The organism is Citrobacter werkmanii, from assembly GCF_008693645.1.
In the GTDB taxonomy this organism is placed as follows: Bacteria; Pseudomonadota; Gammaproteobacteria; order Enterobacterales; family Enterobacteriaceae; genus Citrobacter; species Citrobacter werkmanii.
This window is the reverse complement of record NZ_CP044101.1, coordinates 312,618-325,507: the sequence shown is the minus strand read 5'-3', so window position 1 is coordinate 325,507 and position 12,890 is coordinate 312,618. Positions and strand designations below refer to the sequence as shown.

The window sequence follows — 12,890 nt, the reverse complement described above, 5'->3', positions numbered from 1 at the left end:
ACGTTTATGCAACGAGGAATAGTCTGGGTCGTTGATGACGATAGTTCCATCCGTTGGGTGCTAGAACGTGCGCTCGCAGGAGCTGGTCTGAGCTGTACCGCATTTGAAAGCGGTAAAGAGGTACTGGATGCACTGGCCAGCAAAACACCGGACGTACTGTTGTCAGACATTCGCATGCCGGGTATGGATGGTCTGACCCTGTTAAAACAGATCAAACAGCGTCATCCGATGCTTCCGGTCATCATAATGACGGCGCATTCCGATCTGGATGCCGCCGTCAGCGCCTACCAGCAAGGGGCGTTTGATTATCTGCCCAAACCTTTTGATATTGACGAAGCTGTGGCGCTGGTCGAACGCGCCATCAGTCATTATCAGGAACAGCAGCAGCCGCGTAATGTACAAATCCACGGTCCAACGACCGACATCATTGGCGAAGCGCCGGCGATGCAGGATGTTTTTCGCATTATTGGCCGGCTTTCACGTTCTTCAATCAGCGTATTGATTAATGGAGAGTCCGGCACCGGTAAAGAGCTGGTCGCTCATGCCCTACACCGCCACAGCCCACGCGTCAAAGCGCCGTTTATCGCGCTGAACATGGCGGCTATCCCGAAAGATTTGATCGAGTCTGAACTGTTCGGTCATGAGAAAGGGGCGTTTACCGGGGCAAATACCATTCGTCAGGGGCGTTTTGAGCAGGCTGACGGTGGTACGCTGTTCCTCGACGAAATCGGCGATATGCCGCTGGACGTGCAAACGCGTTTATTGCGCGTATTAGCCGATGGACAGTTCTACCGTGTGGGTGGTTATGCGCCGGTGAAAGTGGATGTACGCATCATCGCCGCCACGCATCAGAATCTGGAACTGCGCGTACAGGAAGGCAAATTCCGTGAGGATTTATTCCACCGTCTGAATGTCATTCGCGTTCATTTGCCCCCGCTGCGTGAACGTCGGGAAGACATCCCTCGCCTGGCACGTCATTTCCTGCAGGAAGCGGCCCGCGAGCTGGGGGTGGAAGCCAAGCAATTACATCCCGAAACCGAGGCAGCGCTTACGCGTCTGGCCTGGCCGGGCAACGTACGCCAGCTTGAAAACACCTGCCGCTGGTTAACCGTCATGGCTGCCGGACAGGAAGTATTGATTCAGGACTTGCCGACCGAGCTTTTTGAAACCAGCGTGCCAGACGCGCCGTCCCCTATGCAGCCGGACAGTTGGGCAACGCTGTTAGCGCAGTGGGCAGACCGGGCATTACGTTCCGGTCATCAAAACTTGCTTTCTGAAGCTCAACCAGAGATGGAGCGCACGCTGTTGACCACCGCGCTGCGTCATACCCAGGGGCATAAACAGGAAGCAGCGCGTTTGCTCGGCTGGGGCCGTAATACCTTGACGCGTAAGTTAAAAGAACTCGGAATGGAGTGACGATCGGTCGCTGTGTAAAGATTGATAATTGAGCGCAAATTGCTGCTATTTTGCGCTTTACTGTTCCGATGAGTTAAGTATGATCGTGCCCGGCTAACGGGGGGAAGTCATCATGCTGGAATCAATGATTAATCTGCTGTCGAGCGGTGCGGTCGAAAGCCATACGCCACAAACTGCGGTTGCCGCAGTGCTGTGCGCGGCGCTGGTTGGACTGTTCAGCTGACAATGTGCCGGATGGCGCTAACGCTTATCCGGCCTACAGGTTGTCGCAACGTGTAGGCCCGGTAAGCGCAGCGCCATCGGGCAACACGGCTAAATGACGCGTGAGAACTGCTGCATCCGCGCTTTCTGGCGCAGATAGGCATCAAAGCACATGCAAATATTCCGAATCAGCAGGCGGCCCTTAGGCGTAACCTGAATCCCCTTCTCATTCACATCCACCAGCCCATCCTTCGCCAGCGGCGCCAGCAGTTTCAGGTCTTCGGCAAAATAGTCAGCAAAATTCAGATCCCATTGCTGTTCCACGGCGGCATAGTCGAGGCGGAAGTTGCAGATCAGCAGCTTAATCACATCCCGACGAATACAGTCATCGCGGGTCAGCGCAATTCCACGCCATAACGCGTTCCCCTGCTCGTCTACCTGCTGATAATAGCGCTTCAGCTCTTTTTGGTTCTGCGCGTAGTTGTCGCCAATCATACTGATGGCCGATACGCCCATCCCCAAAAGATCGGTATCCCCCTGGGTGGTATACCCCTGGAAATTACGATGCAGCACACCTTTGCGTTGAGCAACCGCCAGTTCGTCATCCGGGCGAGCAAAGTGATCCATGCCAATGAACTGATAACCGGTTTCGGTCAGTGACGAGATAGTCTCCTGCAGGATATCCAGCTTCTGTTGCGCGCTGGGCAGATCGGCATCTTTGATTTTGCGCTGAGCAGCAAACAGCGTTGGCAAATGCGCGTAGTTAAAAACGCTCAATCGGTCTGGATTTAGCTCAGCCACACGTTTCAGGGTAAAGGCGAAGCTCTCCGGCGTCTGCTTTGGCAGGCCATAAATCAGATCGATGTTCGTCGAGGTAAAGCCAATCTCCCGCGCATGATTCAGCAGCGCAAAGATAAATTCTTCATCCTGCTCACGGTTAACCAGACGCTGAACTTCTTTATTGAAATCCTGTACGCCCATGCTCAGGCGATTAAAACCTTCAGCACGTAAGTGATCGAGTACATCCAGCTCAATTTCACGTGGATCAACTTCGATCGAGATTTCCGCGTCCGCATTAAAGTTGAAGTTGCCACGCAGCAACGACATCAAACGGCTGATTTGCGCTTTATTCAGGTACGTTGGCGTGCCGCCGCCCCAGTGCAGTTGGCTGACATGGCGTCCGGCAAACAGCGGTGCGCGATGAATGATCTCTTGTTCTAACACATCGAGGTATTGATCGGCTTTATGCTGCTGACGCGTCACAACCTTGTTGCAGCCGCAGAAGTAACACAGTTTATGGCAGAACGGGATGTGAACGTACAACGAGAGCGGACGCTCAGGGTAACGCGCCACAGCGTTTAAAAACGCCTCGGCGCCGTAGTCTTCAGAAAACTCCAGCGCGGTTGGGTACGAGGTATATCGTGGCCCGGAATAGTTATATTTCTGGATCAGGGCCAGGTCCCAGTCTATTAGCTGCTCTGACATGCTCACTCCTTCCGATGGCGTCTCTGGCGGGTACGGCGTACCGGCTTAACCCCTGTGCGAGTAATAAGCCGGTTGCGCAGCCACTTCTGTCGCCGCGACAACCGCTGTAGTTTAACGAATAACCACACCAGATAACATATAACCGGAAGGGTTATAAGCAGGACGGGAAGACCCACGGTGTAAAACCGTTAATTGCCGCCTTTCAGCAGGCGCATCATGTCTTCCTGTTTTTCTTCTTCTTCCTCGTCTTCCTCATCATCGTAAGAGAGACCCAGCTTTTGCATCAGCTCATCAATGCGATCCAGCTTGGCATCAACCCAGGTCTGATCTTCCGCACTCAGGGTTTCTCCTGCTTCGAGACGTTCCAACAGCGCATCCAGGCGCTCATCCGTTTCCAGTAAATCCAACTCAGCCTGTGGTGAAAGCATAGGTTTCTCACTCTTCGGTTTGTGCTGTTTGGTGACTTTTTCGGTCACGCCCAATGGAATGGGGGTTTTACTGCCAATACGAGGATCTTGTTGCTTATTTTGCTTTCCGCCACCAGATGCGCCATCGCTTCCGGACGCACGGCTACCCGCCGCATGGCCACGGTGTTTTTTCTGGCGCTTACGGTCGCGAGCTTCCTGGTTAATTTCTTCGCGTGTTTTACGACGCGCTTTTGCAGGACCTTTACCGCGTGGTGTAGAAGTTGGTTTCATCATGATTCGTCTTTGGCTGTTTTTATTCAGTATATATTTGCGCCGGAATCTAGCAGAAATAAAGAAAAAAGGCGACAGAGTAATCTGTCGCCTTTTTTCCTGACTCTCAACCCTTACGGGCTCTACTATCCCTGTTGGCTATCAACACACCCTGTTTTTCCCTTAGCCTGAAACATTCCGTGTTGTTTCCATTTCCTTTTACTAACGTCTCCGGACGTTTGTCTTCCTGACAATCCTGTGTCTTCGCCTCCTGGCGCTCCTGACCCTCATCCTGAGTCGTCTATCCTGTCAGCTTCCTCGCTATGGGCACTACTTTACCGTTTTGGCTTAAACGTACAAGTAACCAAGGTAACAATTTCGGATTTTAAGAATACTGCCTAACCGTAACCCTATGATTTATTTAGGCCATATCATTTTTTACCCTGTCATCTCGTATAGATACTATCGGCAATGTCTCACAAAGTGAGTGGTTTTTACTTACACTGGCTACGCGTCGAAAAACCAGCCTTTTGCTGGTGTTCAGGTATAATCGCTGCAAAGCCTTGATTGATGGAGAGGACCGCTTTGACTAACTTGAATTATCAACAGACGCATTTTGTGATGAGTGCGCCTGATATTCGCCACTTACCTTCCGATACCGGAATCGAAGTGGCTTTTGCTGGCCGTTCCAACGCAGGCAAATCCAGTGCGCTAAATACCCTGACTAATCAAAAGAGTCTGGCGCGTACATCTAAAACACCGGGCCGTACTCAGCTCATCAACCTGTTTGAAGTCATTGACGGCAAACGTCTGGTTGATCTGCCGGGGTACGGTTACGCCGAAGTGCCGGAAGAGATGAAGCGCAAATGGCAGCGCGCACTGGCGGAATATCTGGAAAAACGTCAGAGCCTGCAAGGCCTGGTCGTGTTAATGGATATTCGTCACCCGCTTAAAGATCTGGACCAGCAGATGATCCTATGGGCGGTAGAGAGCAACGTTCAGGTTCTGGTGCTGCTGACCAAAGCAGACAAGCTGGCCAGCGGCGCGCGCAAAGCTCAACTGAATATGGTACGTGAAGCCGTGCTGGCATTTAATGGCGATGTGCAGGTAGAAGCCTTTTCATCACTGAAAAAAATGGGCGTAGACAAACTGCGTCAGAAGCTGGATAGCTGGTTTAGTGAACTGGCACCGGTTGAAGAGATTCAGGACGGGGAATAATCTCCCGCTATGCCGGATGGCGTCGCTGCGCGTCTTATCCGGCCTACGGCGTGAGCGAAACTTTTCTTGCGCACAATAAAAAACGCCCCAGTCATTACTGACTGGGGCGGCTAAAATATTCAGCCAAATCCGATTACGTGAAGTAAAAGGTCTGAAAGATAGAACATCTTACCTCTGTACCCTACGAGAATAACTTTACTCTTTTTTGAGCAGCTCAGAAAGCACTTTTTGTAATTTTTTTTCATTCCTTACATAGGGAATTCTAATGGACATCACAAAAAGTTCTATCTTATGTTGCTTAGTTACGAAAAAAGGCCGTTATTCAGTCACCCCTTAGTGCGCCTGATCCCAGTTTTCACCACTACCGACTTCCACTAATAGCGGCACGTCAATCTGGGTCTCGTTTTCCATCAGTTGATGGATCTTTTTCGACACACTTTCCAGGTCATCTTTGTGCACTTCAAACACCAGTTCATCGTGAACCTGCATGATCATGCGCACGCGCGGTTGCTCGGTTTGCAGCCATCCGTCTACGGCTATCATGGCTCGCTTAATAATGTCTGCGGCAGTACCTTGCATCGGGGCGTTGATAGCGGCACGTTCAGCACCCGCGCGACGAGCGCCATTACTGGATTTAATATCCGGCAAATAGAGGCGACGACCTTCCAGCGTTTCAACGTAACCCTGCTCTTTTGCCTGTGCACGCGTGCGTTCCATATATTCCAGCACGCCAGGATAGCGTTCGAAGTAGAGATCCATGTACTTCTGTGCTTCCTTGCGCGGAATATTTAACTGGCGAGCAAGACCAAAGGCGCTCATCCCGTAGATCAGACCGAAGTTGATAGCTTTCGCGCTGCGGCGTTGTTCGTTAGTTACTGAATCCAGCGGTAAGCCAAAGACTTCAGCGGCCGTTGCGCGGTGAATATCTTTCCCTTCGGCAAATGCGGTAAGCAAGCCTTTATCACGCGAGAGGTGCGCCATGATACGCAGTTCAATCTGCGAGTAGTCCGCGGAAACAATCACGTAGTCTTCCGGCGCAATAAACGCCTGGCGAATACGACGACCTTCGTCATTACGTACCGGGATGTTTTGCAGGTTCGGATCCGTTGAAGACAAGCGCCCGGTCGCGGTAACCGCCTGATGATAGGAGGTATGTACGCGCCCGGTTTTCTTGTTAATCATCAACGGAAGCTTGTCCGTATAGGTCGACTTCAGTTTTGCTAACCCGCGATATTCCAGGATCACTTTCGGCAATGGGTAATCCAACGCAAGCTCTTCCAGTACCTCTTCCGACGTTGATGGTGCGCCGCCAGGCGTTTTCTTCAGCGGCTTAATGCCCTGCTTTTCAAACAGGATGGTTTGCAGTTGCTTGGTGGAAGAGAGGTTAAACGCTTCGCCGGCAATCTCGTGCGCTTTTTGCTCCAGCTCGTTCAAACGCAGCGTCAGCTCTTCTGAATGCTTGTGCAGAACAGCCGGATCGATTTTCACACCGTTGCGCTCAACGCGAGACAAAACCGGCACCAGCGGCATATCAATATTTTCAAAGACGTTCAGCGGCCCTTTATGCTGCTGCAATTCTGGCCACATCTTCAGATGCAGCTGTAGCGTAACGTCGGCGTCTTCCGCAGCGTAACGACCGGCCTCTTCCAGCGCTATCTGGTTAAAGGTCAGCTGGTTTTTGCCTTTTCCGGCGATCTCTTCAAAGGTGATAGTTTTATGTTTCAGCCAGCGGTCCGACAGGCTGTCCATATCGTGTCTACCGGCAACGCTGTTAAGAATGTAGGACTCGAGCATGGTGTCAAAGGTGATGCCGCGCAGCTCGATGCCATAATTCGCCAGGATACCGCGATCGTACTTCAGGTTTTGCCCGACTTTGTGCGCGTTCTCATCTTCCAGCAGCGGCTTTAGCAGCGCCAGCGCACGGTCGCGCGCGATCTGATCGGGGGCGTCCAGGTAGTCATGGGCAACAGGAACATACGCCGCCACGCCCGGTTCAATGGCAAAAGACAGTCCAACCAGATTCGCGGAGATATTGTCCAGGCTATCAGTTTCTGTATCAAAGGCGAAGACGGGCGCTTTTTTCAGCTTCGCGATCCACTCTTCCAGCGTCGCTTCATCCAGAATCGTCACGTAATTATCGTAGGAAAGAGCCGTCGCAGGTTCTTCCGGCGTAGCCTCGACGACGATTGTTTCCTGCGGTTTAGCCGCTGGCTTCGTTCCTTTCGCCTGTAGCCATTTACCGGATTCTACGTCTGCAACCCAACGCTTAAATTCGTACTGTTTAAACAGGCCAAGCAGTTCATCTGTTGCGGGCTGCTTCACTTCCAGTTGCTCGCAGGTTAACTCCAGCTCAACATCTGTTTTAATGGTCGCTAATTGATAAGAGAGGTACGCCACCTCTTTATTTTGCTCAAGTTTGCCCGCCATGGTTTTCGCACCACGGAAAGTCAGCCCCGCAATTTTGTCAGATTCGGCATAAAGGGTATCCAGCCCCCCCAAGCCCTGGAGCAGAGCCTGAGCCGTTTTTTCACCCACGCCAGGTACGCCAGGAATGTTATCGGAGGAGTCGCCCATCAGCGCGAGGAAATCAATGATCAGCTCAGGTGGCACACCGTACTTATTCACCACTTCATCCGGGCCAAGGATAGTATTGGTCATGGTGTTGATCAGGGTGATGTTCGGTGTCACCAGCTGAGCCATGTCTTTATCACCGGTACTGATCAGCACCGGACGACCAACCTTTTCCGCTTCACGCGCCAGCGTACCGATAACATCATCCGCTTCCACGCCTGAAACAGCCAGTAATGGCAACCCCATTGCTTTTACCATCGCATGTAGTGGTTCAATCTGCGCGCGCAGATCGTCAGGCATTGGCGGGCGGTGTGACTTGTAATGCTCGAATAATTCATCACGGAAGGTTTTACCCTTAGCGTCAAATACCACAGCAGCATGGGTCGGCTGATATTGTAGAATCAAGCTACGCAGCATGTTGAGAACACCGTACATCGCACCAGTAGGTTCTCCTGCGCTGTTAGTCAGCGGCGGAAACGCGTGATATGCGCGATAAAGGTAAGATGAGCCATCTACAAGGATAAGTGGGTTTTCTGGGATCTGAACCATAATGTCCGTGCCTGTTTATCAGATTATGGGTAAAGGATGCCACAGACGGGATGAAAACATGAGTTTTTCGCCGTTTTTGTCGAAAAACTTTTGCAGTTCTTCTGCTTTGATCGCAAATCAAACTGTGGATAACTTTGTGAATAAATAATTTTCAGCGCTTTAAATATAGCAAGTTAATTATTGAACAATTACATTTTTTCATATATTTCAGTTAATTAAAGAAACTTACAGCATTTTATCCCATTTTTATCGCTTGTCTCCTGATGTGGATAGATATTCCTTTTTTTTCTATTCAGGGAAGATCCATCATTTGGTTCGTTTTCTGATAAAATTAGCCCCTTGCGCCTCTTTAGCGCACTGTCTATGGCTAACCTTTTGAATAATTTAATTATGACAAGAATACTCGCTGCGATAACGCTGTTGCTGAGTATCGTATTGACCATATTGGTCACGATTTTTTGTTCTGTGCCGATCATCCTTGCCGGGGTTGTAAAACTCCTTTTGCCTGTTCCTGTCGTCTGGCGCAAGGTTTCCATCTTCTGTAATTTCATGATGTATTGCTGGTGTGAAGGTCTGGCGCTACTTCTGCACCTCAATCCACGATTGAAGTGGGACGTCGAAGGGCTGGAAGGTCTTAGCAAAAAAAACTGGTATCTGCTCATTTGTAATCACTACAGCTGGGCCGATATCGTTGTGCTTTGCGTTTTGTTCCGTAAGCACATCCCGATGAATAAATATTTTCTCAAGCAACAGCTGGCCTGGGTGCCGTTTATTGGTCTGGCCTGCTGGGCGCTGGATATGCCGTTTATGAAACGTTATTCACGCGGCTATCTGCTCCGTCACCCGGAACGGCGCGGTAAAGATGTGGAAACAACGCGTCGTTCCTGCGAGAAGTTTCGCGTACACCCGACAACTATCGTGAATTTTGTCGAAGGTTCACGCTTTACTAACGAGAAACGTGAGCAAACCCGCTCCCCCTATCAAAACCTGCTCCCACCTAAGGCGGCCGGTATCGCTATGGCATTGAATGTACTGGGGTCGCAGTTTGATAAGTTGCTGAACGTCACGTTGTGCTACCCGGAAAATAGCCGCCGCCCTTTCTACGATATGCTGAGCGGCAAATTAACGCGTATTGTCGTGCGGGTGAACCTGGAGCAAATTCAAGAAGAGTTGCACGGTGATTACGTGAACGATAAAGGTTTCAAGCGTCGGTTTCAGCTATGGTTGAATACGCTCTGGAGCGAGAAAGACGCGCAAATAGATGCGATTAAAGCCACAAACAAAAAAGCCGGTCAATGACCGGCTTTCGCTTTTACTTCTGACTAACCAGGAATTTCACGGTATCCGCATACTGCTGTACAAAGATATCCATGCTGCTGGTATCCATGCCTTGCGGGTTTACCTGGTATTTACCATTCACGAACATCGCCGGAACGCCCTGCAGCTGTAAATCAGCCGCCGCTTTTTCCTGCTGCGCCACGAGTGATTTCACCACAAAGCTGTTCCATGCCGCATCGTAGTCTTCACCTTTAATACCCGCGTCGACAAACACTTTACGGATATCTGCAACAGACTGAACGGTCTGGGTTTTCTGAACCCCTTCAAACAGCGGAACAGTGACCTTATCTTCAACGCCAAGTGCCATAGCAACAGCCCAGGCCTGCGTCAGATCTTTACCCAAAGGCCCAAGAAACTCGACGTGGTATTTGGTCATCTTGGTGCCTTCCGGCAGTTTTTTCTTCACGTTATCAGACACATGAAGCACTTCTTCAAACTGGTAGCAATGCGGGCAGTAGAAGGAGAAGAACTCCAACACTTGCGGTTCACCCGCAACAGGCTTTTCCAGAGTGATGTATTGTTTGCCATCCTGGAACTGCGCCGCAGATGCGCTAAAAGCTAAAACCATACCAGCCAGCGCCAGCCATATTTTTTTCATGTTCAAGTTTCTCCGATTAATACATTGGCGTTAATTGTAAGGGGGGCTCTTGCAGAATTTTTGCCTGCTCAATAAAAGTTGCGGTCTGACGATGCCAGTAATCTTCCCCGGTTAACCACGGGAAGTTTTTTGGAAACGCAGGGTCACCCCAACGTCGAATCAGCCATGCAAGATAATAAACTAAACGCATAGCACGTAAAGGTTCGATCAGTCCGATTTCTGTCGTGTCGAACTCACTAAACTCTTCATAAGCCTCGATAATGGTTTCAAGCTGCATGCGTTGTTCAGCTTTATCACCATTGAGGAGCATCCATAAATCCTGAACAGCCGGACCATTGCGGGCATCATCTAAATCGACAAACATTGGGCCGTCACGCCACAGAATATTGCCGGCATGACAATCACCGTGCAGGCGTAATGTGGTAAAACGCGTATGCCAGCATTCGGAAACTACTGTAATAAGTGCATCCGTTGCTTTCAGGAAGGCTGCTTTTTGCCCTGATGGAATAAGTTGGGCCTGTTCAAACAGTTTACGCGGTTCGGTCAGATACTCTTCAAGGCCAATCGTGGGACGGAAAGCGAAATTACGCTTGCCGCCAGTCTGGTGCATACGCCCCAGATAGCGCCCAACCGCCTCCATCTGATCGATGTTATCTGCCTCAAACTGGCGTCCGCCGACGCTTGGGAAGATTGCATAATGAAAACCCTGATGGCTTAACAGTGTTTGGTCGTTCAGTACCAGCGGCGCAGCAACCGGCACTTCATCGCTCACCAGCTCCAGAGCAAACTGGTGCTCCTCCTGGATCTGATCGACGGACCAACGCTCAGGGCGATAAAACTTAACGACAAAGCGTCTGCGGTCTTCGTCCTGAAACTGATAGACACGGTTTTCATAGCTGTTAAGCGGGGTAAGCCCGGAGTCCACCCGGATCCCCTGCTCAAACAGCGCATCCATGATGGTATCCGGGTGTAGCGTCTGGAAAGTAAAAGCGTTGTCGTTCATCCCATCATCCGGAAAATACTACGAATGATTCAGGATATCATTTCGCAGCGCTTTCGGTGGCGGCGATTACAAGCTTTTACTCTTTAATTACGCCACGTGCGCGGAGAAGGGCTGTTTTAAAATCTTCTTCATAATCTTTCTGAATACCTGGGATGACGGCGTCTTTCGCCGAGTCACGCATTTTCAGGTGATAGATCAGAATGTCATCAGTTAAATCCGCCAGTTCACCGTCAAAACCTGACTCTTGCGCCAGTTTCTGTAAAAATTGCATCAGGTTAAGATCGGGTTCTTTCTGCCAGGCTGGCTGGAGGAGTTCAATAACTTCATTCAGGCGTTTACATTTCATGGTTGTGCTCCTTAGGCTCAATACGGATACGTTAGCAGGGTCAATCCCACATTAAAAGAGGCGATATCAGTGATTCTGGATAGTGCAATAACAGGGGTTGTGCTGGCGGGCGGTAAGGCCAGACGGATGGGCGGAACGGATAAAGGTTTGCTTGAGTTGGACGGTAAACCGCTTTGGCGACATGTAGCCGATACCCTCGCTTTGCAGGTCGAAACCGTAGTCGTTAATGCCAATCGCCACCGGGATATCTACCAACAAAGCGGCCTGAAAGTGATTCCCGATGCCCTGGCCGATTTCCCTGGCCCACTGGCCGGGATGCTGTCGGTATTCCTGCAGCAAGCGGGAGACTGGTTTTTGTTCTGCCCGTGCGATATGCCCTATATTCCTCACGATCTGGTCTCTCGTTTAAAAGAGCAGCGCAAAGCTGCACCAATCGTCTGGGTGCATGATGGGGAAAGAGATCACCCGACCATTGCCCTGATGCACCGTTCCTTGCAGCCCTTGCTACAGGATTATCTTCAGTCAGGTGAACGACGCGTCATGGTTTTTATGCGTCAGGCTGGCGGTCATGCCGTCGATTTCAGCGATCATAAAGATGCATTCGTAAACGTGAACACACCTGAAGAACTCGCAAAATGGCAGGAAAAATCATGATCCCATTACTTGCCATTGCGGCATGGAGCGGTACGGGAAAAACCACGCTGCTAAAGAAACTGATCCCTGAGCTGCGCGCCAGAGGTATTAGACCCGGATTGATTAAGCATACTCACCATAATATGGATATCGACAAGCCCGGCAAAGATAGCTATGAGCTGCGCAAGGCAGGGGCGGCACAAACACTGGTCGCCAGTCAGCAACGTTGGGCGTTAATGGTAGAAACACCGGAAGAACCCGAACTGGATTTAGCGTATCTGGTAAGCAGGATGGATGCTTCGACGTTGGATATGGTACTGGTTGAGGGATTTAAGCATGAACCTGTTGCGAAGATCCTGCTTTTTCGCGAGGGCTGCGGGCATAGTTCTGAAGAGTTGGCGATGGATGAGTTTGTTATCGCGGTTGCCAGTGATGTTCCGTTACCTGTGGATGTTCCATCATTAGATATTAATGATATACAGCAACTTGCTGATTTTGTTATGCAATGGGTAAGAAGATAACCACGGTGCCGCAATGTGCCTGATGCGCTGCGCTTATCAGGCCTACATCCAGGTCACAACGGCTGTGTTCACCACAGACGCAAAAAAGCCCATCCGGCAGGATGGGCTTTTTCACTTTATTTGATGCCTGGCAGTTCCCTACTCTCGCATGGGGAGACCCCACACTACCATCGGCGCTACGGCGTTTCACTTCTGAGTTCGGCATGGGGTCAGGTGGGACCACCGCGCTACAGCCGCCAGGCAAATTCTGTTTATTAACCCGCTTTTCGCCGGTTAATCTTATCTGTATCAGGCTGAAAATCTGTCTTCTCAAATCCGCCAAAACATCTTCGGC

Annotated in this window: 13 protein-coding genes, 1 rRNA gene and 1 pseudogene; 6 read left to right on the top strand and 9 right to left on the bottom strand. The window is 50.6% G+C overall.

Annotated features, from left to right (window positions below):
- The first annotated feature begins 6 nt into the window (after positions 1 to 6).
- Both glnG and FOB24_RS02235 read left to right on the top strand, forming a co-directional pair.
- Positions 7 to 1,416 (top strand): nitrogen regulation protein NR(I), encoded by a 1,410-nt coding sequence (gene glnG / locus FOB24_RS02240; protein ID WP_150344462.1) that lies wholly within the window; start codon positions 7 to 9, stop codon positions 1,414 to 1,416.
- A gap of 112 nt (positions 1,417 to 1,528) precedes the next feature.
- Entirely contained in the window at positions 1,529 to 1,639 is a 111-nt protein-coding gene (locus FOB24_RS02235; protein ID WP_003028631.1) for a YshB family small membrane protein, read from the top strand.
- 89 nt (positions 1,640 to 1,728) lie between these two features.
- Here the strand turns inward: FOB24_RS02235 and hemN are convergent, their stop codons facing one another.
- From hemN to FOB24_RS02220, 3 genes and pseudogenes are all read right to left on the bottom strand, one after another.
- On the bottom strand, positions 1,729 to 3,102 hold the full coding sequence (gene hemN / locus FOB24_RS02230) for an oxygen-independent coproporphyrinogen III oxidase (RefSeq protein ID WP_121529775.1): 1,374 nt from the start codon (positions 3,100 to 3,102) through the stop codon (positions 1,729 to 1,731).
- Positions 3,103 to 3,290: 188 nt separating this feature from the next.
- Positions 3,291 to 3,803, bottom strand: a complete 513-nt coding sequence (gene yihI, locus FOB24_RS02225; RefSeq protein WP_038635839.1) for a Der GTPase-activating protein YihI — start codon at positions 3,801 to 3,803, stop codon at positions 3,291 to 3,293.
- 103 nt (positions 3,804 to 3,906) lie between these two features.
- Positions 3,907 to 4,155, bottom strand: a pseudogene (locus FOB24_RS02220) (hypothetical protein).
- Between the two features lie 209 nt (positions 4,156 to 4,364).
- Between FOB24_RS02220 and yihA the strand changes: the two are divergent.
- Positions 4,365 to 4,997: a ribosome biogenesis GTP-binding protein YihA/YsxC gene (gene yihA, locus FOB24_RS02215; protein WP_150344461.1), complete on the top strand. Its 633-nt coding sequence runs from the start codon at positions 4,365 to 4,367 to the stop codon at positions 4,995 to 4,997.
- A 119-nt stretch (positions 4,998 to 5,116) separates the two neighbouring features.
- Here the strand turns inward: yihA and FOB24_RS24680 are convergent, their stop codons facing one another.
- Positions 5,117 to 5,164: a spot 42 RNA, inhibition of DNA synthesis gene (locus tag FOB24_RS24680; RefSeq protein ID WP_071892919.1), complete on the bottom strand. Its 48-nt coding sequence runs from the start codon at positions 5,162 to 5,164 to the stop codon at positions 5,117 to 5,119.
- A gap of 166 nt (positions 5,165 to 5,330) precedes the next feature.
- On the bottom strand, positions 5,331 to 8,117 hold the full coding sequence (gene polA, locus FOB24_RS02210) for a DNA polymerase I (protein ID WP_085049698.1): 2,787 nt from the start codon (positions 8,115 to 8,117) through the stop codon (positions 5,331 to 5,333).
- Between the two features lie 363 nt (positions 8,118 to 8,480).
- On the opposite strand from polA, the gene FOB24_RS02205 reads away from it, so the two are divergent.
- Complete coding sequence (locus FOB24_RS02205; protein WP_085049697.1) at positions 8,481 to 9,416, top strand: acyltransferase; 936 nt, start codon at positions 8,481 to 8,483, stop codon at positions 9,414 to 9,416.
- A 13-nt stretch (positions 9,417 to 9,429) separates the two neighbouring features.
- On the opposite strand, the gene dsbA is transcribed toward FOB24_RS02205, so the two are convergent.
- From dsbA to FOB24_RS02190, 3 genes are all read right to left on the bottom strand, one after another.
- Positions 9,430 to 10,053: a thiol:disulfide interchange protein DsbA gene (gene dsbA / locus FOB24_RS02200; RefSeq protein ID WP_038635827.1), complete on the bottom strand. Its 624-nt coding sequence runs from the start codon at positions 10,051 to 10,053 to the stop codon at positions 9,430 to 9,432.
- A 16-nt stretch (positions 10,054 to 10,069) separates the two neighbouring features.
- Entirely contained in the window at positions 10,070 to 11,056 is a 987-nt protein-coding gene (locus FOB24_RS02195; RefSeq protein ID WP_150344460.1) for a serine/threonine protein kinase, read from the bottom strand.
- Positions 11,057 to 11,132: 76 nt separating this feature from the next.
- Positions 11,133 to 11,402, bottom strand: a complete 270-nt coding sequence (locus FOB24_RS02190) for a YihD family protein (protein ID WP_003028616.1) — start codon at positions 11,400 to 11,402, stop codon at positions 11,133 to 11,135.
- A gap of 126 nt (positions 11,403 to 11,528) precedes the next feature.
- On the opposite strand from FOB24_RS02190, the gene mobA reads away from it, so the two are divergent.
- A complete protein-coding gene (mobA, locus tag FOB24_RS02185; protein ID WP_232067088.1) occupies positions 11,529 to 12,056 on the top strand; it encodes a molybdenum cofactor guanylyltransferase MobA in 528 nt (175 codons plus the stop codon).
- Entirely contained in the window at positions 12,053 to 12,556 is a 504-nt protein-coding gene (mobB, locus tag FOB24_RS02180; RefSeq protein ID WP_137347109.1) for a molybdopterin-guanine dinucleotide biosynthesis protein MobB, read from the top strand. The genes mobA and mobB overlap by 4 nt, the downstream gene beginning before the upstream one ends.
- A gap of 125 nt (positions 12,557 to 12,681) precedes the next feature.
- Here the strand turns inward: mobB and rrf are convergent.
- A 5S ribosomal RNA gene (gene rrf, locus FOB24_RS02175) occupies positions 12,682 to 12,797 on the bottom strand.
- Positions 12,798 to 12,890 lie beyond the last annotated feature (93 nt).